The organism is Pseudomonas sp. NPDC089406 (assembly GCF_044900265.1).
In the GTDB taxonomy this organism is placed as follows: Bacteria; Pseudomonadota; Gammaproteobacteria; order Pseudomonadales; family Pseudomonadaceae; genus Aquipseudomonas; species Aquipseudomonas fakonensis.
The window spans coordinates 1-23,850 of record NZ_JBJDNC010000002.1; the positions used below are offsets into that span (position 1 = coordinate 1).

Sequence of the window (23,850 nt, forward strand, 5' to 3'; positions counted from 1 at the left end):
GAGCGCCGATCGGGCCAGGGACGGCCCGTCGGCGCGTACCCCCGGAGCAAGCCCGGAGTGAGGGTACCCCGGAGCGAAGCGCAGGGGCCGGATGAATGGAGCGAGGATTTTTTGCTTACTTTTTGATCCTTCAAAAAGTGAGCCGCCGTAAGGGCGGAAAGGTGAATAAGCGTCAATATAAATAATGAATGCGCATAAAACTCCCAAAACAACCCAACAATCAAACAATCAAACAATCAAACAATCAAACAATCAAACAATCACTCATCCCGCCGCAAATCATCAGGAATCGGCAAATCCTTCTTCAACGGATCAGGCGCCTTGCCCTTGCCAGCCCGGTACTGGCGAATCTGGAACACATAGGCCAACACCTGCGCCACCGCCAGGTACAGCCCCGCCGGGATCTCCTGTTCAAGCTCGGTGGAGTAATAGATAGCCCGCGCCAGGGCCGGCGATTCGAGGATCTGCACCTTGTGCTCCACCCCGATCTCGCGAATCTTCAAGGCAATGAAATCGGTACCCTTGGCCAGCAGCAACGGCGCCACCCCGCCCTTCTCCGGGTCGTACTGCAGAGCCACGGCATAGTGCGTCGGGTTGGTGATGATCACGTCCGCCTCCGGCACCGCCGCCATCATGCGCCTCTGCGACATCTCCCGCTGCAGCTGGCGAATGCGCTGCTTGACCTCGGGCTTGCCCTCGCTGTCCTTGTACTCGTCCTTGATCTCCTGCTTGGTCATCTTCAGCTTCTTGTGGGTCTGCCACAGCTGGAACGGCACGTCCGCCGCCGCAATCAGCAGCAAGCCCGCCGACATCCACAAGGCACTCCAACCCACCACCTGCACGCTGTGGATGATCGCCTGCTCCAGCGGCTCGTTGGCAATCGCCAGCAGCGCCTGGCGGTCGTTGCTCAACACCACCAACGCCACCAACAGGATCACGAAGAACTTGGCCAGGGCCTTGAGCAGCTCGGTCAAGGCATTCATCGAGAACATCCGCTTGATCCCCGACAACGGGTTCATGCGGCTGAACTTGGGTTGCAGCAGGCTGCCGGAGAACAGAAAACCACCCAGGGCGATAGGCGCGACGAAGGCCACCACGAACAGCAGGATCAGCACCGGCTGCGCCGCCCAGATGGCCATCTTGCCCGAGGCCAGCAAGAAGGCGCCCATGCTGCGCTCATCAACGATCACCTCGCGGGTGAGACTGAAGTTCATGCGCATCATCGCCATCAGCGACTCGGCCAGGTAGCCACCGAACGCCAGCAGGCCGCCGGCACCGGCCAGGGTCACACCGACCGTGTTGAGCTCCTTGGAACGGGCGATCTCACCTTTTTCGCGCGCGTCGCGCTTGCGTTTGTCGGTGGGCTCTTCTGTCTTGTCCTGACCGCTCTCGCTCTCAGCCATGCTCAGCCCGCCCGCGCCAGCTCACGCAGCCACAGCAGCGCTTCGCTGGCCAGTGCCTGGTAATGGGAAAGAATGTCGGCCAGCCCGACCCAGAAGATGCCAAGGCCCAGCACCAGGGTGAGCGGGAAGCCGATGGAGAAGATGTTCAGTTGCGGCGCAGCGCGGGTCATCACGCCGAAGGCGATGTTGACCACCAGCAGGGCAGCGATCGCCGGCAGAATCAACAACAGGCCGGCGCCAAGCACCCAGCTCATGCGCCCGGCCATCTCCCAGAAGTGGTTGACTACCAGGGCACTGCCGATGGGCAGGGTGGTGAAGCTTTCGGTGAGCACCTCGAACACCACCAGGTGGCCGTTCATCAGCAAGAACAGCACGCTCACCAGCATCGTCATGAACTGGCTGACCACCGCCACGTTGACGCCGTTGGCCGGGTCGACCATCGAGGCGAAGGCCATACCCATCTGCACGGCAATGATCTGCCCGGCAATGACGAACGCCTGGAACAGCAACTGCAGCGAGAAACCGAACAGCGCACCTACGATTACCTGCTCGGCGCACAACAGCACGCCGCGCAGGCTCAGCGGGTCGATCTGCGGCAACGCCGGCAGCCCCGGCACGATCACCACGGTGATGGCCACGGCCACGTACAGGCGCACCCGCGCCGGCAGCATCTTGGTGCCGATGATCGGCATGGTCATCAGCACGCCCATCACCCGGAACATCGGCAGGATGAAGGTGGCGACCCAGGTGCCGATCTGCGCGTCGGTCAGCTCCAGCATGGCGGCGTCAACCGATCAGCTGCGGGATGCTGGTGTAAAGGCCGGTGATGTACTCCATGAACTTCTGCACCAGCCAAGGGCCTGCGACGATCAGGGTGACCAGCATCACCAGCAGGCGCGGCAGGAAGCTCAGGGTCTGTTCGTTGATTTGCGTGGCAGCCTGGAACATCGCCACCACCAGGCCCACCAGCAGGCTGGGTACCACCAGGATGGCCACCATCAGGGTGGTCAGCCACAGGGCATCGCGGAACAGGTCGACGGCAACTTCAGGGGTCATGGGTCGCTCTCCTGGGCGGCGTCAGACGCCGCCGAAACTGCCGGCAAGGGTGCCCATGATCAGCGCCCAGCCATCCACCAGCACGAACAGCATGATCTTGAACGGCAACGAGATGATCAGCGGCGACAGCATCATCATACCCATGGCCATCAGCACGCTGGCCACCACCATGTCGATGATCAAAAACGGAATGAAGATCATGAAGCCGATCTGGAACGCGGTTTTCAGCTCGGAGGTGACGAACGCCGGCACCAGGATGGTCAGCGGCACCTGGTCGGGGCCGGCCAGGTCGGTGCGCTTGGACAGGCGCACGAACAGGTCCAGGTCGCTCTGCCGGGTCTGCGCCAGCATGAAGTCCTTGAGCGGGCCCTGGGCCGTTTCAATGGCTTGCTGGGCGGTCATCTGCTCGGCCAGGTAAGGCTGGATGGCCTGGTTGTTCACCTTGTCGAAGACCGGCGCCATGATGAACATGGTCAGGAACAGCGCCATGCCGGTGAGCACCTGGTTCGACGGTGTCTGCTGCAGGCCCAGGGCCTGGCGCAGGATGGAGAACACGATGATGATGCGGGTGAAGCTGGTCATCAGGATGACGAACGCCGGGATGAAGCTCAGCGCCGTCATGATCAGCAGAATCTGCAGGCTGACCGAATATTCCTGCTGCCCGTCCGCACCATTGGACAGGGTGATGGCTGGGATCGACAGCGGGTCGGCGGCCAGGGCCAGCGGCGCAGCCAACAGCAGCGCCAGGGTCAACAGCAAGCGCGGGGCGCCCTTCATCACGTCTTGTCCTTTTGATCCTTGCCCATCAGCTCGAGCAGCCGCTGGGCGAATTCCGGCGTGGCCTGGCGCGCCGCAGCGGGCACCTCGACAGGCTCGGCCAGCACATGCAGGGCCTCGATGCTGCCCGGCGTGTGGCCGATCAGGATCTGCTCCTTGCCTACCTGCACCAGCAGCAAACGGTCACGCGGGCCGATGGCGCGAGTGCCGACGATCTCGATCACTGGCGCGCCGCGCTGGGCGCTGCCTTGCATGCGCCGCAACAGCCAGGCCAACACGAAGATCAGCCCGACCACCACCAGCAAACCCAGTACCGTCTGCGCCAATTGCGCGCCCAGGCCACCTGGCGCAGGGGCCGCAGCAGCAGCGGCGGCGGATGCGGCGGCAGGCTCGGCGGCGGCAATCGCCGCCTCGCTGACCAGCAAGGCCACCAGGGCCGCGAGGGCCCGCACCCTGCCCTTCACTCAGCGCAGCTTCTTGATGCGTTCGCTGGGGCTGATCACGTCGGTCAGGCGGATGCCGAACTTCTCGTTGACCACCACCACCTCGCCGTGGGCGACCAGCGTGCCGTTGACCAGCACGTCCAGCGGCTCGCCGGCCAGGCGGTCGAGCTCGATCACCGAACCCTGGTTGAGCTGCAGCAGGTTGCGGATGTTGATTTCGGTGCTGCCCACTTCCATCGAGATGCTCACCGGGATATCCAGGATCACATCCAGGTTGGGGCCTTCGAGGCTGACGTTCTCGCTGGGTTTCGGCGAGCTGGGGAACTCTTCCATGGCCATGGCGTTGCCATGCCCGTCAGCGGCCAGCAGTGCATCGATGTCGGACTGGCCGGCGTCGCCGGTTTCTTCCAGTGCTGCTGCCCACTCGTCGGCCAGGGCCTGCTCTTCGGGCGAGTTGATCTCGTTTTCGTTAGCCATGATTTCCTCGACAGCCATTCAATTCGTTTAGTGCGACCGGCACGCCGTCAGCGGCGCGGGATCGGGTCGATGACCTGCAGCGACAGGGTGCCTTTGTGCGAGCCCAGGCGCGCCTTGAACGCCGGCACGCCATTGGCGCGCAGCACCAGGTGCTCGGGCAGCTCTACCGGGATCACATCGCCCGGCTGCATGTGCAGCACATCGCGCAGTTTCATCTGGCGACGGGCGACCGTGGCCGAAATCGGTACGCTGACGTCCAGCACGTCCTCGCGCAGGGCCTTGACCCAACGCTCGTCCTGGTCGTCCAGGTCGGACTGGAAGCCGGCGTCGAGCATTTCGCGCACCGGCTCGATCATCGAGTACGGCATGGTCACGTGCAGGTCGCCGCCGCCGCCGTCCAGCTCGATGTGGAAGGTCGATACCACCACCGCCTCGCTGGGGCCGACGATGTTGGCCATGGCCGGGTTGACCTCGGAGTTTATGTACTCGAAGTTGACCGGCATGATCGCCTGCCAGGCTTCTTTCAGGTCGACGAAGCACTGGTCCAGCACCATGCGCACCACGCGCAGCTCGGTGGGGGTGAACTCACGCCCCTCGATCTTGGCGTGGCGGCCGTCGCCACCGAAGAAGTTGTCCACCAGCTTGAACACCAGCTTGGCGTCGAGGATGAACAGCGAGGTGCCGCGCAGCGGCTTGATCTTCACCAGGTTGAGGCTGGTGGGCACGTACAGCGAATGTACGTACTCGCCGAACTTCATCACCTGCACGCCGCCCACCGCCACATCCGCCGAGCGGCGCAGCAGGTTGAACATGCTGATGCGGGTGTATCGGGCGAAACGCTCGTTGATCATCTCCAGGGTCGGCATGCGCCCCCGGACGATACGGTCCTGGCTGGTCAGGTCGTAGCTTTTGATGCTGCCCGGGTCGCCAGCGCTCTCGGTTTGTACCAGACCATCGTCCACCCCATGCAGCAGGGCGTCGATCTCATCCTGGGACAGCAGGTCCTGCACGGCCATCTGTGTGCTCCTACTGCAATACGAAATTGGTGAACAGCAACTGGTCCACGACCGGCTTGCCGACTTCCTTCTGCGCCACTTCCTGCACCACCGCGGTGGCTTTCTGGCGCAGCATCTCCTGGCCTACCGGGCTTGCAGACAAGGTGTCGAAGCCTTGGCCGGAGAACATCATCACCAGGTTGTTGCGGATCACCGGCATGTGCACCTTCAGGGCGTCCAGGTCGGCCTGGTTGCGGCCCTGCATGGTGATGCTCAGCTGCATGTAGCGCTGGCGGCCGTTCTGGTTGAAGTTGACCACGAAAGCGGGGGCCAGCGGTTCGTAGATAGCCGGCTGCTTGACGTTGCTCGCCGCGGCTTCCGGCGCCGGAGCCGACTCGCTCTTGTGCATGAAGAACCAGGTGGCGCCCACCGAGAGGCCGACCGCCAGCAGCAGGGCCACTACCACCAGCAGGATCAGCTTGAGTTTGCCTTTAGCGGCGGGGTCTTTCACTGCGTCGCTCTTCGCCATGCCAATAATCCGTCGTCCATCAGGGTTTCAAAGAAGGATGACGAGGCTTGAGCAAGTGTTATGCCAAATTTGTCCGGAAGGGAATTTCTACGCCGTCCGCCGCCCCCACAGACGTGGGAGCGGCGGCGCAATCACGCGTAGTAGTCGACCGCGCTGTCGCCGATCACCACCTGCTGCTCGACCGGGCGGGTGGCATCCGCCAGCTCGCCGCCCTCGCCCGCACCGTTGGCGGCGCGGCGAGCCGCCACACCGGACAGGTTCGAGCCATCTTGCTGGGCCTGCTGCTGTTGCTGGCCACGCGACTGGTCGGCCACGCTCACGTCCGGCTGGGCCAGGCCCTGCTGGGCGAACAGCTCGCGCAGGCGATGGACCTGGCTGTCGAGGGCGTCGCGCACCCCGGCATGGCCGCTGACGAAGTGAATCTGGGTGGACTGGTCCGCCGCGACATTGACGCGGATGTCCAGGCGCCCGAGCTCGGCCGGCTCCAGCTGGATGTCAGCCGACTTGAGGTTCTGGCTGGACAGGTACATCACCCGGTTGACCAGGCCCTCGGCCCAGGCGCCCTGGTTCATGGCCAGGGGCTGCGCCAACGGGCTGGGGGCCACTGGCACGGCATTGGCGGTCTTGGCGGTGGCGGCCTGGGTGAGGCTGGCCAGGCGGTTGGCGAAGTCGTCAACGCGGGTATCGCTGCTGGCGCTCTTGAGGTCTTTGAGGCCGTCGTCGATCAGCCCGGCAAAGGCCTTGTCGCCACCTTCGGAGCTACCCGGCTCGGTTTCGGCCTTGCCCACCAGGTTCGCCAACGTATTGACGGCCGCCTGGTTCGGGTCGGTCGGCTGCTGGCTGGTGTTGTCGCTGCGGCTGCTGGCGGCATGGGCCGAGGTGGTGCCCTTGGCCTGAGCGCTCTGCTCGAGGGCCAGGCGCAGGGTCGGCATGTCGGCCAGCGGGTCGGCCGCAGGGTCGAACTCTTCGGCGGCGACCGCCTGCTGGGGGGGCTGCTGCGCTGGCTGCGGCTGCTGCGCTGCAGACTGCAACATCGGCGCAACGGCCTCGGCCTGGGCCTGCAACAGTTGCGCGCCCGGCTGGGCATCGGTGACCTGGCCGGCCACCAGGGCCGAGTCCAGCAGTGCCGCTGCATCGCCATCACCGGCCTGGCTGGCGTCGGCAACCGGGGTAGCCGGGGCGCTGTCGTCTGCGGCCGCCGTGGCTGGCAAGCTGTTGCCGTCATCGGCAACGTCGGCCTTGCCGGCATCGTCCTTCTTGCCGCTGGCGGCAGGCTCGGGCTTATCCTTTGGTTTGGGCTGGGCTGGTGCCTGGGCCACCTTGTCATCCCGTGCCGGAACCTTGTCACGGCCCTGCCGGGCCATGACCTTGTCGAAGCCTGCGCCCTGATCGGCCGTGGGCTGCAGCGATTTGTCCGGCGCGCTGGCAACCGGGCGCGAAGCCTTGTTCAACAGGCCGGCTTGCAGCAATGGGTTGGGTGCGACAGGCATTGAAACATCTCCACGCCAGAAACTTTAAAAAACGTCTGGGTGAAGAAAAGCAAAACTCGCGCCAGGTTGGCATCAGCCCGTCGAGATACGTTGCCGCTCGCTGTGATAAAAGCGCTGCACCTCGCTGTATTCCTGGTCGATACGGTTGATCAGGTCTTCAATGCCGTACAACGGCGCCTGCTTCACCCGCTCTTCCAGTTGCTGGCACAGCCGGGCCAGCCCCACGGCGCCCATGTTGCTGCTGCTGCCCTTGAAGCTGTGCGCCGCCATGCCGAGCTCCTCGGCGTCCTTGGCCTCGTGCAGTTGGCTCAAGCGCCGCTCGGAATCTTCAAGGAAGGTCTCCAGCAATTGCAGGTAGCCATCTTCCATGACCTCCCGCAGGTCGCTCAGGACCTTGTGATCAATATGCATGTCCACCACTTGCTCACTCCCTGATCAAGCCTGTTTCACCAAGGCCCAGCACACGGCCAGAGCCCACCTACCAATCGAACGTCACCTGCGCCAGGCGCCCGCCGTCAAGCCATTGCGCAGTGCACCCCAGGCGCCTGACCAGGCTCAGCCCGCGGCCACTGAAGCCTTGCTCCTGCGGGCCGCGCGCCAATACCCTGGCGACGTCGAAACCAGCGCCACTGTCGCGCACCTCGATCATCAGACGCCCGCCCTGGGCGTGGGGTTCCACCTTCAAGCCAATGCGCACGAAGCCCTCGACCTGGTTGGCCAGCCGCTCGCCGCGCTGGCGATAGTATTCCGAGAAGCCCCGGGCGTCGCGCTTGAGGCCCGAATCCAGCCCCAGCACCCCGTGCTCCAGGGCATTGGAATACAGCTCGCTGAGCACGCTGTGCAACATGCCGCTGACCGGCCTCAGCCCGTGGATTTCCTGCAACAGTTGCACCAGGTACGGCACCGGGTTGAAGCGGCGCAGGCTGTCGCCACGCAGCTCGAAGTCCATGGCCCAGTCCAGCGGGCTGGAACGGCCGCTATCGGAATAAACCACCGGCTGCGGGGCCACGCTGTCAGGGCCGAGCATGCGCACATCGCACAGGCTGATATCGTCCCGCGGCTCGCCGCCAAAGCGCGCCAGGGCCTGCATCACTTCATCGAACAAACGCGCCGGCTCGCGGTTGGCGGCCAGTACTTGCTGCAAGCGGTGCACGCCGAACAGTTGCTCCTGGGCATCGCCGGTATCCACCACGCCATCGGACAGCAACAGCAGCCGCTCACCCTCGGCCAGCGGCAGCACATGGGTGCTGTCGTCGAACTGCTCGGGGGGCAAGATACCCAACGGCAGGTGGCGCGACGCCAGCACTCCCAGCACCTCGCCATTTTCTGCCAGGTGGTAGGCGTCAGGCATGCCGCCGCTCCACACCTCCACCGTGCCACGCTGGAAACTCAGGTTAAGCAGCAGCGCGCAACAGAACATGTCCACCGGCAAGATGCGCTTGAGCTTGGCGTTCATCTCGCGCAGCGTCTCGACCAGCCCGTAGCCCTTGGCGGTCATGCCATAGAACACCTCCGCCAATGGCATGGCGCCGACTGCGGCAGGCAGGCCGTGACCGGTGAAATCACCGAGCAGCACATGCATGTCGCCGCTCGGGGTGAATGCGGCCAACAGCAGGTCGCCATTGAACAGCGCGTAGGGCGACTGCAGGTAACGGATATTTGGCGCGCTCAGACAACCGGAATGCGCCACCTTGTCGAACACCGCCTTGGCCACCCGTTGCTCGTTGAGCAGGTGATGGTGGTGGCGGGCGATCTGGTCACGCTGCTCCAGCACCGTGGCCTGCAGCCGGCGCAGGCGGTCCATGGCGCGGATTTTCGCCGCCAGAATCACCGCACTGTAGGGCTTTGCCATGAAATCGTCGCCGCCGGCTTCCAGGCAGCGCACCAGCGCCTCTTCCTCGTTGAGCGAGGTGAGAAAGATGATCGGCACCAGTGCTTCGCCGGCCAGCGCCTTGATTTGCCGGGCGGCCTCGAAACCGTCCATCACCGGCATCAGCGCATCCAGCAACACCAACTGCGGGCGCTGCTCGAGGAACAGGCGCACCGCCTGCTCGCCGTTTTCTGCGGTGCATACTTCATGCCCCTGGCGACGGACGATCTGCGCCAGCAGCATCCGGTCGGTGGCACCGTCCTCGGCTACCAGTACACGCAACGCCTGGGCGTCAGGCATGGGGATGCTCAACTGATATCGAAGAGTTTTTCGAAGTTGGAGATGGCCAGGATCTTGCGCACATCGGGGCTGGCATGGACCACGCGGATGTCCGACTCCTCGCCGCCGACATGGTCGCGCAGCAACAGCAGCATGCCCAGCGCCGAACTGTCCAGATAGGTGGCCTCCCTCAGGTCGACCACCACCGAGTCCGGGGCCGGGTGCTGGCGCTCGTAGGCATCGCGAAACTCCTGGTGCTTGCCGAAATCGAAGCGCCCCTTGACCTTGATCGTCAGCTTTTTCCCGTCCTGTGAAAAATCAGTTTCGACTGCCATGCGAGCGATTCCTTCGATGATGGCGAATGCGGCTTATGGAAGGTTTAGCAGTGCGCAACCCGGGGTGCAAGCTTGCCCGGCCTTGTGTTGGATGTGCCGGCCCCATCGCCGGCAAGCCGGCTCCTACAGGTACAGCGTAGGCCTGAAGGTGATGTGCTCCCTGTAGGAGCGGCTTTAGCCGCGAACACCGGCGAAGCCGGTGCCATCCACGCGTCGCGCGGCCGGCTCAGAGCAGATTTTGCCGGGGCAGGCGCTGGGACAGTTCGTCGAGCAGGCGCTGCTCGCGCTTGTCTTCGGCGCGTCGGGCTTCGTCCATGTAGCGCTGCACCAGCTTGCGCAGGCCTTCGACCCTGGCATAGGCCTGCTGCCAGGCGCCGCGGGCGTTGTTGAGGTTGTTCTGGTGCCAGGCCATGCTCTGGCGCTGCTGGGTCATGGCAGTTTCCAGCTGGCCGAGAAAGCGCTGGTAGTTGACCAGCCAGTTACCGTTGACGCCGGTGCCGCCGCGGTTGATCCACTGCGCCTGGTAACCCTCGCGGAAGGTTTCAAGCTCGGCCAGCTTGGCCTGGGCCTGGGCCAGTTGCTGCTGGAAGTGCCCAAGGCGCTGCGCGGCCTTGCGCTCGGCCTCCTCGGCCATTTCCACCACCGGCGCCAGGCGCGCGGCGCGACTTGGCTGGGCCATGGCTTAGCGGCCTGCCCCAGGCGGGGTGAAGATCGCCTCGAGCTCGGCGCGGCTCTGGGCCATGGACACGTTCTCGTCCAGGCCCTGGCGCAGGTAATCGACCATTTTCGGTTGCAGGGCGATGGCCAGGTCGGTTTCCGGGTCACCGCCGGCCACGTAGGCACCGACGCTGATCAGGTCGCGGCTTTGCGACAGGCGCGACCACAGCTGCTTGAGCTTCTGCGCCTGGCGCAGGTGATCGGCATCGACCACCTGGGGCATGACCCGGCTGATCGAGGCTTCGATGTCGATGGCCGGGTAATGGCCCTCTTCGGCCAGCCGGCGCGACAGCACGAAGTGGCCGTCGAGCACACCCCGCGCCGAGTCGGCGATCGGGTCCTGCTGGTCGTCGCCTTCGGACAATACGGTATAGAACGCGGTAATCGAGCCACCGCCGGGTTCGCCGTTGCCGGCACGCTCCACCAGCTTGGGCAGCTTGGCGAACACTGACGGCGGGTAGCCACGGGTGGCCGGCGGCTCGCCGATGGCCAGGGCGATTTCCCGCTGGGCCTGGGCGAAACGGGTCAGGGAGTCCATCAGCAGCAGGACGTTCTTGCCCTTGTCACGGAAATATTCGGCAATGCGGGTGCAGTACATGGCGGCCCGCAGGCGCATCAGCGGCGCATCGTCGGCGGGCGATGCCACCACCACCGAGCGCTTGAGCCCCTCTTCACCGAGAATATGCTCGATGAATTCCTTTACCTCGCGGCCCCGCTCGCCGATCAGCCCGACCACGATGATCTCGGCCTCGGTGAAGCGGGTCATCATGCCCAGCAACACCGACTTACCCACACCGGTACCGGCGAACAGGCCCAGGCGCTGGCCGCGGCCAACGGTGAGCAGGCCGTTGATGCTGCGAATGCCCACGTCCAGTGGCTGGCTGATGGGGTCGCGATTGAGTGGGTTGATGATCGGGCCGTCCATCGGCACCCAGTCTTCAGCCTTCATGCCGCCCTTGCCGTCCAGCGCGCGGCCGGCGCCGTCGAGCACCCGGCCGAGCATGCTCATGCCCATGGGCAGGCGGCCGCTGTCGTCCAGCGGTACCACCCGCGCCCCGGGCGCGAGGCCAACGATACTGCCCACCGGCATGAGGAACACCTTGGTACCGGCAAAGCCCATCACCTCGGCCTCCACCTGCACCGGGTGGTAGCTGTCGTCGTTGATCACCAGGCAGCGGCTGCCCACCGCGGCGCGCAGGCCTTCGGCCTCGAGCGTCAGGCCGACCATGCGCAGCAGGCGGCCTTCGACCACCGGCTGGTCGGGCAGCTTCACCGCGCCTTGGTAGCTTTCCAGGCGCTTGCCGAAGCTGGTGCGGTCAAGGCGCATCGTCTTCACCGGCTGGCACGTCCAGCTCTACCGAAATGTCCGGGGCGGCCGGGTGCAGCGACTGGTCATGGGACTGGTCGTACAGTTGCGCGATGGCTTTTTCGATACGGGTTTCCATGGTCGCGTCGATGCGGCTGTGGGCCGTTTCGATGCGGCAGCCGCCAGGCATCAGCGCTTCGTCTTCGAGCAGCTTCCAGCTTTCTTCGTGGCGTTCGCGCAGGGCCTTGGCCAGCTCGAAGTCCTGCGGGTTGAGGTGGATGCGAATATTGTCGGCGCCCATCGGCAACAGCTTCAGGGCTTCGCGCAGCACATGGGTGATCTGGCTGGAGTCGGTCTTGAGCTCGCGGCCGATCACTTGGCGGGTCATGTGCGCCACCAGTTGCACCAGGCCCTTCTCGATCTGGGTGTCCTGCTCGGCGATGGGCTCGAGCAGGTGCGCCATGAGCTGCTCGAGGCTGGCCAGCTTGGCGGCCAGGGCGACTTCCGCCTCCTGGCGCACTTTCAGCTGGGTGCTATGAAAACCTTCACGCTCGCCGGTGGCGAAGCCTTCGTTGTAGGCCTCCTGACGGATGGCCTCGAGCTCTTCGAGGGTCAGTGGCTGGACTTCCTCCAGCGGTACCTCCTCGACCTCCTCGACGATTTCCGGCTCAGGTTCCGGCTCGGGTTCGGGCTCCGGGTCGAAGCTGGGCAGCGCCCACACATCGACGCCCTCGAGGTCGCGGGCGCGGATCAGGTCGCTGGGGTGTTCGGTGGTGGACATGCTCAAAAGCCTCGTTAGCTACAAGGTTCAAGCTACAAGTCGCAAGAAACAGCAGCCCCACTCGGCCTGCTGTTTCTTGTCACTTGCCGCTTGAAGCTCGCCGCTTAAATCATTTCCTCGGCGCCCTTGCCGCCGAGCACGATCTCGCCGGCCTCGGCCATGCGGCGGGCGATGGTGAGGATTTCCTTCTGCGCCGTTTCCACGTCGCTGACCCGCACCGGGCCCTTGGCCTCGAGGTCGTCGCGCAGCAGCTCGGAAGCACGCTTGGACATGTTCTTGAAGATCTTGTCCTTGACCCGCTCGTCGGCGCCCTTGAGCGACACCACCAGCACGTCCGAGGACACCTCGCGCAGCAGCGCCTGGATACCACGGTCGTCGACGTCGGCCAGGTTGTTGAAGACGAACATCAGGTCTTCGATCTGCTCGGACAGGTCGCTGTCGATCTCGCGGATCGAGTCCATCAGCGCACCCTCTACCGAACTGTCGAGGAAGTTCATGATGTCGGCGGCGCGCTTGATGCCGCCCAGGGTGGTGCGCGCGGCGTTGGAGTTGCCCGAGAACTGCTTCTCGAGGATCTGGTTCAGCTCCTTGAGCGCCGCCGGCTGTACGGTGTTCAGCGACGATACGCGCAGGACGATGTCCAGGCGCACCTTATGGTCGAAGTTGCTCAGCACTTCACCGGCCTGATCGGGGTCGAGGTAGGCGACCACGATGGCCTGGATCTGCGGGTGCTCGTAGCGGATGACGTCGGCCACGGCGCGCGGCTCCATCCACTTGAGGCTGTCCAGGCCGCTGGTGTTGCCGCCCAGCAGGATGCGGTCGATCAGGCCGTTGGCCTTGTCTTCGCCCAGCGCCTGGTTGAGCATCTTGCGGATGTAACCGTCGGAACCGACACCCAGGCTGGTCTGGTCGCCGACGATCTCGACGAACTCGCTCATCACCTGCTCGACCTGTTCGCGATGGACGTTGCCCATCTGCGCCATGGCCACGCCGACCCGCTGCACTTCCTTCGGGCCCATGTGGCGCAGCACCTGCGCAGCATCGGTCTCGCCCAGCGAGAGCAGGAGGATGGCCGCCTTGTCGACGCGGCTCAGCTTGGCGGTAACGGCTCGGTTGTCACTCATCGTCGTTGATCCACTCTTTCACGACCTGGGCCACGCGGCCCGGGTCTTCGGCCACCAGGCCCTTGATTGCGTTGAGCTGCGCCTCGTAACCCTCGGTCGGGCTCGGCAACAGAATGCTTGTCGGGCCACCCAGGCTGACGCGGTCGTTGGCCAGTTCGCCATCCAGACCGATCATGCCGCCCAGCTCCATGTCGCTATCTGCGGCAGCTTGCTTGCCACCGCCGGTGATGTTGTTGAGCACCGGACGCAGTACGCCGAATACCAGCACCAGGATGAACAGCACGCCCAGCACCTGCTTGACGATGTCCCAGAACCACGGCTGCGAGTAGAACGGAATGTCTGCCAGCTCGTCGCCACGGTCGGCGGCGAACGGCACGTTGATCACGGTCACGCTGTCGCCACGGCTGGCATCGAAGCCCACCGCGTCCTGCACCAGGCGGGTGAAGCGCGCCAAATCCTCGGCGCCCCACGGGTTGCGGGTGGCTTCGCCGCTGGCGGCGTCGAGCTTGACCTGGTCGTCCACCACTACTGCCACCGACAGGCGGGTCAGGCGACCCTGCTGCTGGCGGGTGTGGCTGATGGAGCGGTCCAGTTCGAAGTTCTTGGTGCTTTGCTGGCGCTTGTCGCTCGGGTACGGCGCGAGCATCGGCTGGCCGGTGGCCGGGTCCATGACTTGCTGGCCGTTGGAGTCGACCAGCGGCTGGCCTGGCTGGATCGGGCCTGTGGCGCCGGCGGCACCACCGGTAGTCTGCGGCGCAGTGGCCGGGCCTGGCGGCTGGTTGCTCAGGGCGCCAGGCACGCCTTGCGGGCCCTGGCTGCTGGAGCGCTGCTCGTTGACCGACTGTTCGCTGCGCAGGGCTGGCTGGTCGGGGTTGAACTGTTCGGAGGTGGACTCCACCGCGCTGAAGTCGACGTCGGCCGACACTTCGGCCTTGTAGCGGTCGTTGCCCAGCACCGGCTGCAGGATGTTGTGCACACGCTGGGTGAGCATGCCTTCCATGCGGCGGCTGTAGTCGAACTGCTTGCCAGCCATGGTCAGGGCGGTGTCCTGGATCTGCTCGGAGAGCAGGTTGCCCTTCTGGTCGACCACGGTCACCTGGGACTTGTCCAGCTCTGGCACGCTGGTGGCCACCAGGTTGACGATGGCCATTACCTGGCCGGCTTCCAGGGCGCGGCCTGGGTACAGCTCGACCAGTACCGAAGCACTAGGTTTACGCTCGTCACGCACGAATACCGAGCTTTTCGGGATGGCCAGGTGCACGCGGGCGGCCTTGACGTTGTTCAGGCTCGACACGGTGCGCGCCAGCTCGCCTTCCAGGCCGCGGCGGTAGCGGGTAGCTTCCATGAACTGGCTGGTACCCAGGCCCTGCTCCTTGTCGAGCAGCTCGAAACCGATATTGCCATCGCTCGGTGCCACGCCGGCCGCTGCAAGTTTCAGGCGCGCACGGGAGAGGTCGTCGGCCTTGACCAGCAGGGCGCCGGAGTTCGGCTCCACGCGATAGGGAATGTCGGAGCTGGCCAGGGTGTCCATGACCTGCTTGGTGTCCATGCCGGCCAGGCTGCCATACAGCGGACGGTAGTCCGGCTGCTGCGACCACAGCACCACGGCAAAGCCGATGGCCACGCTGGCGGCCAGACCGACCAACAGGCCGACCTGACGCAGCATGGGCATCTGCGAAATGTTTTCCAGGAACGCCATGCCGAACAGCGGCGGCTTGGCTGCTGGCGGGCCGCTTTTGGCGGGGGCGTTATCGACGACTGCTTCGGCCATGACTCAACTCTCGCCTTAAACCGGCATCTGCATGATGTCCTGGTACGCTTGCACCAGCTTGTTACGCACCTGGGTGAGTGCCTGGAACGACACGGAGGCCTTTTGCGAGGCGATCATCACGTCGGTCAGGTCGACACCGCTCTTGCCGATCTCGAAGGCGTTGGACAGCTGGGTCGAAGCCTGCTGCACATCGTTCACCTTGCCGATGGCTTGGCCGAGCATGTCGGCGAAGCTGCTCTGCCCCGGTGCCAGCTCGGGGGCGGCAGCGACTTTGGGCAGGGACATGGCATCGGCCTGCATGGCACGCATGTCCAACATCAGACGATTGAATTCAACACCTTGGGTCATGGACTTCTCTCTCCGGCGGCCGCATTTTTTTGACAGTCATGCAGCGGATAGGCTGGAACTAGCAAGAGGAGTGCCAGCCCGCCCATCGGTCATTCAAAACGGTGTATCAGCCGAACAGGCTGGCTTCCACATCGAGCCCTGCGTCGCGCATCTGCGCGAGCTTGTAGCGCAGCGTGCGCGGGCTGATGCCCAGGCGCTCGGCCGCCTCCTTGCGACGCCCGCGCTCGGCGCGCAGAGTGTCGATGATCATCTGGTATTCGTGGCGGCGCATGTCATCGCCCAGGCCACCGGCCTCGACCGTCAAATCCTCGGATAATGGCACCGTAGTGGCCACCGCCGGACTCGACAACGGAATGACGCCTGCCAGACAGAAATCCGCCGCCTCGATCACCCCGCCCTGCTGCAGAATCAGCGCACGCTGCAGCGCGTTGTCCAGTTCACGCACGTTGCCCGGCCAGGCATGGGCCTGCAGGCAGGCGCGCGCATCAGCCGACAGGCGTACCGGGGCGTGCTTCATCTTGCCGACATGGCGCGCGAGCAGGCGCTCGGCCAAAGGCAAGATGTCGGCCGGGCGCTCGCGCAGGGCGCGCCAGGCCAGGGGGAACACCGACAGGCGGTAGTACAGGTCTTCACGGAAACGCCCGGCGACGACTTCGCCGGCCAGGTCGCGGTTGGTGGTGGCCAGCACGCGAATGTCCAGGGCGATCGGCTTGCGCCCCCCTACCCGTTCCACCTCACGTTCCTGCAGCACACGCAGCAGCTTGGCCTGCAAGGCCAGGGGCATTTCCGAAATTTCGTCGAGCAGCAAGGTGCCGCCATCGGCCTGCTCGAACTTGCCGGGCTGGGCGGCGATGGCGCCGGTGAACGAGCCCTTCTCGTGGCCGAACAGGGTGGCCTCGAGCATATTGTCGGGGATTGCCGCGCAGTTGATCGCCACGAACGGCGCCGCTGCACGGGGCGACTGTTGATGGATGTAGCGCGCCAGCACTTCCTTGCCGGTACCGGACTCGCCGGAGATGAGCACGGTCGAGTCGCTGCGCGCCACGCGCGCGGCCAGCTCCAGTAACTGCCGGCTGGCCGGCTCGCTGGCCACCGGGCCGTCCTGCTCGGCATCCCCCAACTGGCCTGCGGCGTGGCGCTCCACCAGGCTGATCAGCGCACGGGGCTCGAACGGCTTGACCAGATAATCCACCGCCCCCTGGCGCATGGCATCCACGGCGCGCTCGACCGCAGCGTGGGCGGTCATCAGCAACACCGGCAGTTCGGGGTGGTTGCGCCCCAGCTGCGCCAGCAACTGGTGGCCGTCCATGCCGGGCATGTTGACGTCGCTGACCACCAGGCTGAACGGCTCCTCGCCCACCGCCTGGATGGCCTCTTCGGCCGAACCCACGGCGCGATGGGCGAAGCCGCCGATCTCGAGGGTATCGACCAGGGCCTGGCGCAATACACGGTCGTCTTCGACCAGCAATACCTTGATATCCATCACTGCGCCTCCTGCGCACCGATCAACGGCAGCACCACCTGGGCACAGGTGCCGCGGCCAGGCCTGGAGCGCAGGCTCAGGCTGCCCTGGTGGGCACGCACCACGGCCTGCACCACCGCCAGGCCCAGGCCGGTACCGGTGGCCTTGGTGGTGAGGAACGGTTCGCCCAGGCGCGCCAGCAATTCGGCGTCGATGCCAGTGCCGGCATCGCTGATGCACAGGTGCAGGCTTTGCTCGCGGCGGTACAGGTGCACCTTGAGGCGCGCGGGCTCGGTACTGGCCTGCAGGGCGTTGTCGATCAGGTTGAGCAAGGCACCGACCAGGGTGTCGCGGTTGCACAGCAATTCACCCAGGTGGGTGTCGCACTGCCAGCGCACCGCATGGCCCTGCACATGGGCCTGGGCTGCATGCTGCAAGGCCTGGAACAGAGCCTTGGGGGTCAGCCGGTCGCCCAGCGGCAACTCGCCGCGGGCGAACACCAGCATGTCGCGCACCTGGTGTTCCAGCTCCAGCAGGCGCTCTTTAAGGCTGCCGGCAAAACGTTGACGGGTTTCGAACGGCAGGTCGCGCTCGCCGTCGGCCAGGTGGCCTGCATAGAGCATGGCCGCCGACAGCGGCGTGCGGATTTGATGGGCCAGCGAGGCCACCATGCGGCCCAGGGACGACAGGCGCTCATGGCGCGCCAGCTGGTCCTGCAGGCGACGGGTTTCAGTCAGGTCGGTCAGCAGCACCAGTTGGCCGGGTTCGGCGTCCAGCGAGCGGGTGGCGATGGACAGGCGGCGGCCGTCACGCAGCGACACCTCGTGGCCGTCGTCCTTGCGCGGGGCGAAACTGCGGGCGATCACCTGGCGCCACAGCTGGCCGATCAGCGGCTCGCCCAGCAGCTCGCAGGCCGCCGGGTTGGCTTCGCAGACGTAACCCTGGGCGTCGATCACGATCACCCCACCCGGCAGCAGGTCCAGCAGGTTCTGCAGGCGGTTGGCCAGGCGCTCTTTCTCGCCAAGCTCGGCCATGCGCTGCGCACTGACCACCTCCAGCTCGCCCTTGAGCTCGCTGACGCGCGCCTCGAGCATGCCGTAGGACTCGGTAAGCTGGGTGGAGACCTGGTTGAACAGGGCGAACGCCTGCTCGAGGCCCAGCCGGCTTTCCTGCTCGACCGGGATGCTCGCCTGCAAAGCAGGAACTCGGGACTTGTGGGCGGCCTGGGGCATCGTGCTCTCTCGCATGGCTGACCGTCATAAAAACGGTGTGATGCCAGCGGTGTAGCAATAGCCGTGCCGGGGATGGGGGATTGGGGCGAAGCAAGGCCGACTTGCCCTTGTAGGAGCCGGCTTGCCGGCTCCTACAGGGGCGGTGAAACCGTCAATCCTCCGCCTGCTCCTCGCCGCCCTGGCGGCTCATGCCGTACTTGCGCATCTTTTCCACCAGCGTGGTGCGGCGGATGCGCAGGCGTTCGGCGGCGCGGGCGACGATGCCGTTGGCATCGTCCAGCGCCTGCTGGATCAAGCCCTGTTCGAGGCTGCCGAGGTAGTCCTTCAGGTCCAGGCCTTCTGGCGGCAGCATGGCGGGGTTGGCGAAGCTTGGCGTATGGCCGTTGATCGCCACGCGCTCTTCGAGGTCGCTGCGCAGGCTGTCCACCAGTTGCTCGTCTTCATCGTCGACGTAGCGGAATTTCTTCGGCAGCTCCGACACACCGATCACCCCGTACGGGTGCATGATCGCCATGCGCTCCACCAGGTTGGCCAGTTCGCGTACGTTGCCCGGCCAGCCGTGGCGGCACAGCGACATGATCGAGGCAGAGTTGAAGCGGATCGAGCCGCGTTTTTCGTGCTCCATGCGCGAGATCAGCTCGTTCATCAGCAGCGGGATGTCCTCGACGCGCTCGCGCAGCGGGGCCATCTCGATGGGGAAGACGTTCAGCCGGTAGTACAGGTCTTCGCGGAAGGTGCCGTCCTCGATCATGCTTTCGAGGTTTTTGTGGGTGGCCGCAATGATGCGCACATCGATGCTCTGGGTCTTGTTGCTACCCACGCGCTCGAATGTGCGCTCCTGCAGCACCCGCAGCAGCTTGACCTGCATCGGTAGCGGCATGTCGCCGATTTCGTCGAGGAACAGCGTGCCGCCGTTGGCCAGCTCGAAACGCCCGGCGCGGCTGGTGATGGCCCCGGTGAAGGCGCCCTTCTCGTGGCCGAACAGTTCGCTTTCGAGCAACTCTGCCGGGATGGCACCGCAGTTGACCGGCACGAACGGCGCTTCACGGCGTTTGGAGTGATAGTGCAGGTTGCGCGCCACCACCTCTTTACCGGTGCCGGACTCACCCAGAATCAGCACGCTGGCGTCGGTATCGGCCACCTGCTGCATCATCTGGCGCACATGCTGGATGGCACGGCTGGTGCCCACCAGGCTGCGGAACAGGTTGGGCTCGCGCTGGCGACCGCGCTCGCGGGCCTGGTCGTACATCTCGCGATAGACCTGGGCACGGTGCAGCGAATCGAGCAACTGGCTGTAGCTCGGCGGCATCTCGAGGTTGGACAGCACACGGCGGCGCAGGTCTTCGGGGAACTCCGCAGAAGAAATTTCGCCCAGAAGCAGCACCGGAAGGAACTCATCCCACCCCGCCACTGTCTTAAGCAACCCGAGCACACCGGCTGGAGCATTTACCGCCCCGATCAGCACGCACAGCACTTCGCGGCTCGACGACAAGGCCTCGACCGTCTGCTGCCAGTTGTCACTGGAGCACGGCAGGTTTTCTTCGCCGAGGAAATTCAGGACCACCGCCAGATCGCGGCGGCGGGCGCTGTCGTCATCGATCAGGAGAATCTTGGTTTCACGCCACATGCAATAGCAACTTCCCTAGTCATATCGGCGCCCGTGGGGCGTGCTCGACATCATTCCGACTGAATGGTCAGTGTTCGGACGTCTGAAATTCGAAAACAGCCACTAGTTAAGTCAAAAAACAGCGTGCAGTCAATTTAATGGCGCGCTATTTCTCGTGTTATTCGTGGTCAGGTGAACAGATGGTATACCTTCGCCGCGTTTTTTGCCTGACGTAACTGCGCCATCTCGTCGACTATCGATTGACGCTCACCGCTTGCCACGTCGATCAGCTGACGGTAAACCTCCAGCAGCTCTTCAAGGCTGGCGCGCACTTCGGCTTCGTTGACCAAGGCTTCGGCCAGTACATCCTCGACGCAAATGCGGCACTCAAGGTCGAGAGCGCCGACCGCATCCCAGTCGCGGCCAGCCAACGCTGCCAGCAACGCATCCCGGGTTCGCTCGATACGCTCGATCACCTCGCTCATACAACCTCCCGGCTCAAGGTGCCGTCGACTGCCCGCCGACCGCATCCCAGCCTTCCTTGACGGTGGCCAGCAAACCGCGGACCTCCTCCAGAATAGCCGGGTCGTTGTGCATGTTGGCCTCGCTCAGACGGCGGGTCATGTACAGGTAGAGGTTGTCGAGGCGGTTGAGTTCATCGGTCATATTGTCACGGTCAAGGCCGTCACGCAGCCCGCCAATGATGCCGATGGCCTTGCCGATGGCAATACCCTTGCCGGCAAGATCCTTGCGCTGCATCGAGCCACTGGCCTGGGCGATACGGTCCAGGCCGCCTTCCATCAGCATTTGCACCAGACGATGCGGGCTCGCCTCGGAGGTCTGCGCCTGGGCGCCGATCTTCTGGTACTGCCGAAGGGCTAACATTGGGTTCATGGGTACCTCGTCACCACGGGGGTTGCTGTATGACCGGGCTATCGGCGCGGCGTCAAAAAACTTTAGCGAGAATACAAAAAGCCCGACGGAGCGTCACGCTTCGTCGGGCTTTTGGCGTTGGTCTTTCAGCCTCGGGCCATGCCGGGCCTGCCGGTCAGGAGTTCTTCTGCTGAGCCGCCATCGCCTCGAAGATGGACGTCACGGTGTCGCGCTGGGAGTTCAGCTGACCGACCAGGGTGTCCATGTTGTTGTACTTCTTGGTCAACGAAGCCTCGAGGTCCTTGATGCGCGCATCCAGGGCGGTCTGCTCCAGCTCCAGCGATTTTTTCGCCGACTCCAGCGACTTGTTGCGGGTGTCCAGCACGCCGCCGCTGGTCGAGAACGGTTCCATGGCCTTGGTCATGCGGTCGAGCACGCCGCCATCACCGTTGAACAGGTTCTGCACCTCGCCACCGAGCTTCTGATCGTTGATGGCTTTGGTGAACTTGGTGCTGTCGAACTCCAGCATGCCGCTGGCCTGGGAGGTGTTGATACCCAGCTGCGACAGTACGGTCAGCTGCCCGGAACCTGACGTCGCCGGCACCACCAGCTCGTTGCGCAGCGCAGTGAGGATGCTGCGCACTGCCGAGTCACCTGCCAGCGCCGGGGTGCTCCAGGTGCCGTCGGAGCCCTGTACCGACTTGCTGACGGTGTTGATGTTCAGCACCAGCGAGTTGTAGGCATCAACGAAAGACTGCAAGGAGGTCTTCAGGCCGTCGGTGTTGGCGGTCACGCCAATCGATACCGACGAGTTGGTGTCGGTCTTGGCCAGCAACTCGAAGGTCATGCCGCTGATCGCGTTCTCGACCTTGTTCGACTTGCTGGTAAGCGCCATGCCATCGATGTTGAATTCGGCGTCCTTGGCCAGCTCGCCAACGCGCCCGGAACCACCGGCAGCGGTCATTTCGGCCGCCGGGTCGATGGTCATCACGCCGGAGACGGAGATGTCCGACTCCTTGCCCATGGTGTCGGAGCTCAACACCAGGCGCGAGCCCTGCCCGTCGTTGACGATGTTGGCCGTGTAGCCCTTGGACGTGGCTTGGGCGTTGATGGCGTCACGGGTCTGCTGCAGGGTGGCACCGGCCGGGATGGTCACATCGAAACTGGTGCCGTTCTGGGTCAGGGTCAGGGTGCCGCCACTGGCCGACACCACCGAGCTGCTGTCGGTGTAACGGTCACTGGCCACCCGCGAGGCGGTAGCCAGTTGCGAAACCTGCACCGAATAGCTGCCATTGACCGCGGAGCTGCCGGCAGTGGCCTTGACGGTCTTGTCGTTGGAGCTGGTAGCCACCGAACCCAGGAACGCAGGGTCAGTAGCGCTATTGAGCTTCTCCAGCGTACTTTTGAACGCCGTCAGCGCGCTCTTGAGGCCACCGACGGCCGAAATCGACGCGGTGTTGGCCGAGGTACGGCGGTCGAGCTGGCTTTGCTTGGGGGTTTTCTCAGCATTAACCAGGGCCTCCACAATGGCCGTAGTATTGAGGCCGGAACCCAGGCCCAAACTCGGTAGAATTGGACTTGCCATTACAAACTCCTTATCTGGTTAACGCCAACAAGCTCAACCGCCCCTGCAACTAAAGGGGCGAATCGGTCGGCCAGCCGTCAGGCCTTGATGTCGAAAAGCACGCTGTTGGCATCCTGCAGGCTGCGGGCCAGTTCCAGCGCGGTTTCCGAGGGGATCTGGCGAATCACTTCACCGCTGTCGCGGGCGACCACCTTGACGACCCATGTGCCGGTGGAATCATCCACCGAAAATTCCAGGTTGCGCTGCAACGACTGGACGAAATCCTGTATTTCCTTCACCGCCGAGTGTAGCTCGGCTTCACTACCGGGGGCGGCAGCGTCTTGTACCTGCGATGCGTCACGGACCTGGCCGAAGGCCTTGAGCGCAGCATCATCCTTGTGCATGTTGCCGGCTACCGACGACACCGGATACGACGGGCTCGACTTTACGCTTATGTCCATCGTGCATCACCTCTGAAAGTAAAAAGCGAGAGAGTGCGCAGGCACCCTCTCGCTGATTGCATCGCGCTATTACTGAAGCAGTTTCAGTACGGCGGATGGCAGTTGGTTGGCCTGGGCCAGAACTGCGGTCGAAGCTTGCTGCAGGGTTTGCTGCTTGGTCAGCTGAGCGGTTTCTGCGGCGAAGTCGGTGTCTTGAACGCGGCCCATGGCGGCAGCCGAGTTCTCGTTCATGCTTTGCAGGTTGTTGATGGTCGACTGGAAGCGGTTCTGGATGGCACCCAGGTCCGACTTGGTGTCGTTCACGGTTTGCAGAGCGGTGTCGATTGCGTCGATTGCAGCGTCAGCCGAGGTGTGAACAGCGGCGTCGGTGGTGCCCGAGATCGACAGGGTACCGGTGCCAACACCCAGAGTCGAAGCTGCGAACGAGGTGCTCAGGGAAACGGTCAGGGTCTGGCTGGTGCCAGTCATCGCGCCAACCTGGAACTCCATGTCGCCAGCCGAACCGTCCAGCAGTTGCTTGCTGGTACCGAAGGTGGTGGACGAAGCGATACGGGTGATTTCGTCGGACTTGGCAGCGAACTCTTTGTTCAGAGCGGCGCGTTCAGTGGTACCGTTCGAGTCGTTTCGAGCTTGCAGAGCCAGCTCACGCATACGCTGCAGGATGTTGGTGATTTCCGACAGAGCGCCTTCAGCGGTCTGGGTGATCGAGTTACCGTCGTTGGCGTTCTTGATGGCAACGGTGGTACCGGTAACCATGGTCTGCAGCTTGGTAGCGATCTGCTGGCCGGCGGCGTCGTCTTTGGCGCTGTTGATGCGCAGGCCCGAGGACAGGCGGGTCATCGAAGTGCCCAGAGCGTCAGAAGCTTTGTTCAGGTTCTTCTGCACGCCCAGCGAAGTGGTGTTGGTGTTTACGGTTAAAGCCATGACGAATTCCTCGTTGGATGGATACTG

26 protein-coding genes are annotated in these 23,850 nt (G+C 64.3%); all 26 read right to left on the reverse strand.

Features of this window, described 5'->3' with window-relative positions:
* Window positions 1-260 precede the first annotated feature (260 nt).
* Complete coding sequence (flhB, locus tag ACI2KK_RS01310) at window positions 261-1,403, reverse strand: flagellar biosynthesis protein FlhB (RefSeq protein ID WP_217839641.1); 1,143 nt, start codon at window positions 1,401-1,403, stop codon at window positions 261-263.
* A gap of 2 nt (window positions 1,404-1,405) precedes the next feature.
* On the reverse strand, window positions 1,406-2,182 hold the full coding sequence (gene fliR, locus ACI2KK_RS01315; RefSeq protein ID WP_369987438.1) for a flagellar biosynthetic protein FliR: 777 nt from the start codon (window positions 2,180-2,182) through the stop codon (window positions 1,406-1,408).
* A 7-nt stretch (window positions 2,183-2,189) separates the two neighbouring features.
* Complete coding sequence (gene fliQ / locus ACI2KK_RS01320; protein ID WP_016393817.1) at window positions 2,190-2,459, reverse strand: flagellar biosynthesis protein FliQ; 270 nt, start codon at window positions 2,457-2,459, stop codon at window positions 2,190-2,192.
* A gap of 21 nt (window positions 2,460-2,480) precedes the next feature.
* Window positions 2,481-3,236, reverse strand: coding sequence for a flagellar type III secretion system pore protein FliP (gene fliP, locus ACI2KK_RS01325; RefSeq protein WP_404667592.1), 756 nt, complete (start codon window positions 3,234-3,236; stop codon window positions 2,481-2,483).
* Window positions 3,236-3,700 carry a flagellar biosynthetic protein FliO gene (gene fliO / locus ACI2KK_RS01330; protein ID WP_404667593.1) on the reverse strand — a complete coding sequence of 155 codons (465 nt, stop codon included), beginning with the start codon at window positions 3,698-3,700 and terminating at the stop codon, window positions 3,236-3,238. Before fliO ends, fliP begins: the two co-directional genes overlap by 1 nt.
* Window positions 3,701-4,156 (reverse strand): flagellar motor switch protein FliN, encoded by a 456-nt coding sequence (gene fliN / locus ACI2KK_RS01335; RefSeq protein WP_217885917.1) that lies wholly within the window; start codon window positions 4,154-4,156, stop codon window positions 3,701-3,703.
* 47 nt (window positions 4,157-4,203) lie between these two features.
* Entirely contained in the window at window positions 4,204-5,172 is a 969-nt protein-coding gene (fliM, locus tag ACI2KK_RS01340; RefSeq protein WP_217839646.1) for a flagellar motor switch protein FliM, read from the reverse strand.
* A gap of 10 nt (window positions 5,173-5,182) precedes the next feature.
* Window positions 5,183-5,680, reverse strand: coding sequence for a flagellar basal body-associated protein FliL (gene fliL, locus ACI2KK_RS01345; protein ID WP_217839647.1), 498 nt, complete (start codon window positions 5,678-5,680; stop codon window positions 5,183-5,185).
* 131 nt (window positions 5,681-5,811) lie between these two features.
* On the reverse strand, window positions 5,812-7,170 hold the full coding sequence (locus ACI2KK_RS01350; RefSeq protein WP_404667594.1) for a flagellar hook-length control protein FliK: 1,359 nt from the start codon (window positions 7,168-7,170) through the stop codon (window positions 5,812-5,814).
* A 72-nt stretch (window positions 7,171-7,242) separates the two neighbouring features.
* The gene (locus ACI2KK_RS01355; protein WP_404667595.1) at window positions 7,243-7,590 is read right to left on the reverse strand and encodes an Hpt domain-containing protein; all 348 of its coding nucleotides are present in this window, start codon (window positions 7,588-7,590) and stop codon (window positions 7,243-7,245) included.
* Window positions 7,591-7,648: 58 nt separating this feature from the next.
* On the reverse strand, window positions 7,649-9,340 hold the full coding sequence (locus ACI2KK_RS01360; RefSeq protein ID WP_404667596.1) for a SpoIIE family protein phosphatase: 1,692 nt from the start codon (window positions 9,338-9,340) through the stop codon (window positions 7,649-7,651).
* Window positions 9,341-9,348: 8 nt separating this feature from the next.
* The gene (locus ACI2KK_RS01365) at window positions 9,349-9,654 is read right to left on the reverse strand and encodes an STAS domain-containing protein (protein WP_217839651.1); all 306 of its coding nucleotides are present in this window, start codon (window positions 9,652-9,654) and stop codon (window positions 9,349-9,351) included.
* A 226-nt stretch (window positions 9,655-9,880) separates the two neighbouring features.
* On the reverse strand, window positions 9,881-10,333 hold the full coding sequence (gene fliJ, locus ACI2KK_RS01370) for a flagellar export protein FliJ (RefSeq protein WP_404667597.1): 453 nt from the start codon (window positions 10,331-10,333) through the stop codon (window positions 9,881-9,883).
* Between the two features lie 3 nt (window positions 10,334-10,336).
* Window positions 10,337-11,698 (reverse strand): flagellar protein export ATPase FliI, encoded by a 1,362-nt coding sequence (gene fliI / locus ACI2KK_RS01375; RefSeq protein WP_404667598.1) that lies wholly within the window; start codon window positions 11,696-11,698, stop codon window positions 10,337-10,339.
* The gene (gene fliH, locus ACI2KK_RS01380) at window positions 11,688-12,458 is read right to left on the reverse strand and encodes a flagellar assembly protein FliH (protein WP_404667599.1); all 771 of its coding nucleotides are present in this window, start codon (window positions 12,456-12,458) and stop codon (window positions 11,688-11,690) included. Before fliH ends, fliI begins: the two co-directional genes overlap by 11 nt.
* Window positions 12,459-12,562: 104 nt before the next feature.
* Window positions 12,563-13,582, reverse strand: coding sequence for a flagellar motor switch protein FliG (gene fliG, locus ACI2KK_RS01385; protein WP_217839655.1), 1,020 nt, complete (start codon window positions 13,580-13,582; stop codon window positions 12,563-12,565).
* Window positions 13,575-15,353 carry a flagellar basal-body MS-ring/collar protein FliF gene (fliF, locus tag ACI2KK_RS01390; protein WP_404667600.1) on the reverse strand — a complete coding sequence of 593 codons (1,779 nt, stop codon included), beginning with the start codon at window positions 15,351-15,353 and terminating at the stop codon, window positions 13,575-13,577. The genes fliG and fliF overlap by 8 nt, the downstream gene beginning before the upstream one ends.
* 15 nt (window positions 15,354-15,368) lie before the next feature.
* The gene (gene fliE, locus ACI2KK_RS01395) at window positions 15,369-15,701 is read right to left on the reverse strand and encodes a flagellar hook-basal body complex protein FliE (protein ID WP_217839657.1); all 333 of its coding nucleotides are present in this window, start codon (window positions 15,699-15,701) and stop codon (window positions 15,369-15,371) included.
* A 106-nt stretch (window positions 15,702-15,807) separates the two neighbouring features.
* Window positions 15,808-17,184, reverse strand: coding sequence for a sigma-54-dependent transcriptional regulator (locus ACI2KK_RS01400; RefSeq protein ID WP_404667601.1), 1,377 nt, complete (start codon window positions 17,182-17,184; stop codon window positions 15,808-15,810).
* Window positions 17,184-18,395 (reverse strand): sensor histidine kinase, encoded by a 1,212-nt coding sequence (locus ACI2KK_RS01405; RefSeq protein WP_404667762.1) that lies wholly within the window; start codon window positions 18,393-18,395, stop codon window positions 17,184-17,186. Before ACI2KK_RS01405 ends, ACI2KK_RS01400 begins: the two co-directional genes overlap by 1 nt.
* 151 nt (window positions 18,396-18,546) lie before the next feature.
* Window positions 18,547-20,022, reverse strand: a complete 1,476-nt coding sequence (fleQ, locus tag ACI2KK_RS01410) for a sigma-54 dependent transcriptional regulator (protein WP_217839660.1) — start codon at window positions 20,020-20,022, stop codon at window positions 18,547-18,549.
* 167 nt (window positions 20,023-20,189) lie between these two features.
* The gene (locus ACI2KK_RS01415) at window positions 20,190-20,486 is read right to left on the reverse strand and encodes a flagellar protein FliT (RefSeq protein ID WP_404667602.1); all 297 of its coding nucleotides are present in this window, start codon (window positions 20,484-20,486) and stop codon (window positions 20,190-20,192) included.
* Window positions 20,487-20,499: 13 nt separating this feature from the next.
* A complete protein-coding gene (gene fliS, locus ACI2KK_RS01420) occupies window positions 20,500-20,895 on the reverse strand; it encodes a flagellar export chaperone FliS (RefSeq protein ID WP_217839662.1) in 396 nt (131 codons plus the stop codon).
* Window positions 20,896-21,049: 154 nt separating this feature from the next.
* Window positions 21,050-22,459 carry a flagellar filament capping protein FliD gene (gene fliD / locus ACI2KK_RS01425; protein WP_404667603.1) on the reverse strand — a complete coding sequence of 470 codons (1,410 nt, stop codon included), beginning with the start codon at window positions 22,457-22,459 and terminating at the stop codon, window positions 21,050-21,052.
* Between the two features lie 77 nt (window positions 22,460-22,536).
* Window positions 22,537-22,899 carry a flagellar protein FlaG gene (locus tag ACI2KK_RS01430; RefSeq protein WP_217839664.1) on the reverse strand — a complete coding sequence of 121 codons (363 nt, stop codon included), beginning with the start codon at window positions 22,897-22,899 and terminating at the stop codon, window positions 22,537-22,539.
* 69 nt (window positions 22,900-22,968) lie between these two features.
* Window positions 22,969-23,823 carry a flagellin domain-containing protein gene (locus tag ACI2KK_RS01435; RefSeq protein WP_217839665.1) on the reverse strand — a complete coding sequence of 285 codons (855 nt, stop codon included), beginning with the start codon at window positions 23,821-23,823 and terminating at the stop codon, window positions 22,969-22,971.
* Window positions 23,824-23,850: the final 27 nt, after the last annotated feature.

What these genes read in the sequence shown, in the direction of transcription:
- fliL (WP_217839647.1), bottom strand. Translation starts at nt 5,680, where the DNA reads ATGGCGAAGAGCGACGCAGTGAAAGACCCCGCCGCTAAAGGCAAACTC.
- fliJ (WP_404667597.1), bottom strand. Translation starts at nt 10,333, where the DNA reads ATGGCCCAGCCAAGTCGCGCCGCGCGCCTGGCGCCGGTGGTGGAAATG.
- ACI2KK_RS01430 (WP_217839664.1), bottom strand. Translation starts at nt 22,899, where the DNA reads ATGGACATAAGCGTAAAGTCGAGCCCGTCGTATCCGGTGTCGTCGGTA.
- fliE (WP_217839657.1), bottom strand. Translation starts at nt 15,701, where the DNA reads ATGACCCAAGGTGTTGAATTCAATCGTCTGATGTTGGACATGCGTGCC.
- fliI (WP_404667598.1), bottom strand. Translation starts at nt 11,698, where the DNA reads ATGCGCCTTGACCGCACCAGCTTCGGCAAGCGCCTGGAAAGCTACCAA.
- fliF (WP_404667600.1), bottom strand. Translation starts at nt 15,353, where the DNA reads ATGGCCGAAGCAGTCGTCGATAACGCCCCCGCCAAAAGCGGCCCGCCA.
- ACI2KK_RS01400 (WP_404667601.1), bottom strand. Translation starts at nt 17,184, where the DNA reads ATGGATATCAAGGTATTGCTGGTCGAAGACGACCGTGTATTGCGCCAG.
- fliP (WP_404667592.1), bottom strand. Translation starts at nt 3,236, where the DNA reads ATGAAGGGCGCCCCGCGCTTGCTGTTGACCCTGGCGCTGCTGTTGGCT.
- fliM (WP_217839646.1), bottom strand. Translation starts at nt 5,172, where the DNA reads ATGGCCGTGCAGGACCTGCTGTCCCAGGATGAGATCGACGCCCTGCTG.
- fliH (WP_404667599.1), bottom strand. Translation starts at nt 12,458, where the DNA reads ATGTCCACCACCGAACACCCCAGCGACCTGATCCGCGCCCGCGACCTC.
- ACI2KK_RS01360 (WP_404667596.1), bottom strand. Translation starts at nt 9,340, where the DNA reads ATGCCTGACGCCCAGGCGTTGCGTGTACTGGTAGCCGAGGACGGTGCC.
- ACI2KK_RS01350 (WP_404667594.1), bottom strand. Translation starts at nt 7,170, where the DNA reads ATGCCTGTCGCACCCAACCCATTGCTGCAAGCCGGCCTGTTGAACAAG.
- fliQ (WP_016393817.1), bottom strand. Translation starts at nt 2,459, where the DNA reads ATGACCCCTGAAGTTGCCGTCGACCTGTTCCGCGATGCCCTGTGGCTG.
- ACI2KK_RS01435 (WP_217839665.1), bottom strand. Translation starts at nt 23,823, where the DNA reads ATGGCTTTAACCGTAAACACCAACACCACTTCGCTGGGCGTGCAGAAG.
- fliS (WP_217839662.1), bottom strand. Translation starts at nt 20,895, where the DNA reads ATGAACCCAATGTTAGCCCTTCGGCAGTACCAGAAGATCGGCGCCCAG.
- fliN (WP_217885917.1), bottom strand. Translation starts at nt 4,156, where the DNA reads ATGGCTAACGAAAACGAGATCAACTCGCCCGAAGAGCAGGCCCTGGCC.
- fliG (WP_217839655.1), bottom strand. Translation starts at nt 13,582, where the DNA reads ATGAGTGACAACCGAGCCGTTACCGCCAAGCTGAGCCGCGTCGACAAG.
- ACI2KK_RS01405 (WP_404667762.1), bottom strand. Translation starts at nt 18,395, where the DNA reads ATGCCCCAGGCCGCCCACAAGTCCCGAGTTCCTGCTTTGCAGGCGAGC.
- flhB (WP_217839641.1), bottom strand. Translation starts at nt 1,403, where the DNA reads ATGGCTGAGAGCGAGAGCGGTCAGGACAAGACAGAAGAGCCCACCGAC.
- ACI2KK_RS01415 (WP_404667602.1), bottom strand. Translation starts at nt 20,486, where the DNA reads ATGAGCGAGGTGATCGAGCGTATCGAGCGAACCCGGGATGCGTTGCTG.
- ACI2KK_RS01365 (WP_217839651.1), bottom strand. Translation starts at nt 9,654, where the DNA reads ATGGCAGTCGAAACTGATTTTTCACAGGACGGGAAAAAGCTGACGATC.
- fliD (WP_404667603.1), bottom strand. Translation starts at nt 22,459, where the DNA reads ATGGCAAGTCCAATTCTACCGAGTTTGGGCCTGGGTTCCGGCCTCAAT.
- fleQ (WP_217839660.1), bottom strand. Translation starts at nt 20,022, where the DNA reads ATGTGGCGTGAAACCAAGATTCTCCTGATCGATGACGACAGCGCCCGC.
- fliR (WP_369987438.1), bottom strand. Translation starts at nt 2,182, where the DNA reads ATGCTGGAGCTGACCGACGCGCAGATCGGCACCTGGGTCGCCACCTTC.